This window comes from Fulvivirga lutimaris (assembly GCF_009711525.1).
GTDB classification, from domain to species: Bacteria; Bacteroidota; Bacteroidia; order Cytophagales; family Cyclobacteriaceae; genus Fulvivirga; species Fulvivirga lutimaris.
The window spans coordinates 1-628 of the sequence record NZ_SMLV01000042.1; the positions used below are offsets into that span (position 1 = coordinate 1).

Genomic DNA, 628 nt, shown 5'->3' on the forward strand with positions numbered 1-628 from the left:
TACAAAATATTTTGTAACGGCTCTTTTATTAGGAGATAATTACTAAGCTTTTTTTATTGAATTGATGTATTCGCTTGAATATTTCTGAGGAAGGGTCTCGTACCATTTCATCAGAGTTTTAGGCCCTAAATGATCATAGATTAAACTAAATTGTTTCTTCATCTTTTCTTCATGCTCTGACATTAAACGAGTTGGGTTTGCTTCTAACGCCAAAGCAAATGCCTCCTTTTCATACCTTGGAGTAGGTTGATGATGAATAAGCTTCTTGAAATTAGTTAAGCAAAAGTCGTAATATTGACGGGTGTGCAGAATGAAAGTATGCCACATCTCATCAATAATTTGTAGCGGCTTATCTATAAAGACGCTGTCTTCGGACTTTGATGCCAGGTAGAGCCATTTCTTGGTCTCTTCAAAAATCTCTTTTGCTTCATCGTAGTTTACATCATATCGATCCATAAAACCATATATAATGTTTTCTTCATTTTCGCACTCTAATGATTCATTATCAATAGTGTCTAATTCTTGTTCAAGTAAAGCCATAACTATAATATTGGAATAGTGATAGATTAAATCTTAATGGTGTGCTTTTACTTTCATAAAAGATTGTTTGTTAATCAATCTTTTACAG

1 protein-coding gene is annotated in these 628 nt (G+C 32.8%); it reads right to left on the minus strand.

The window, feature by feature from the left end:
* Positions 1–42: 42 nt before the first annotated feature.
* Entirely contained in the window at positions 43–540 is a 498-nt protein-coding gene (locus tag E1140_RS00100) for a glycine-rich domain-containing protein (RefSeq protein WP_155177930.1), read from the minus strand.
* Positions 541–628: the final 88 nt, after the last annotated feature.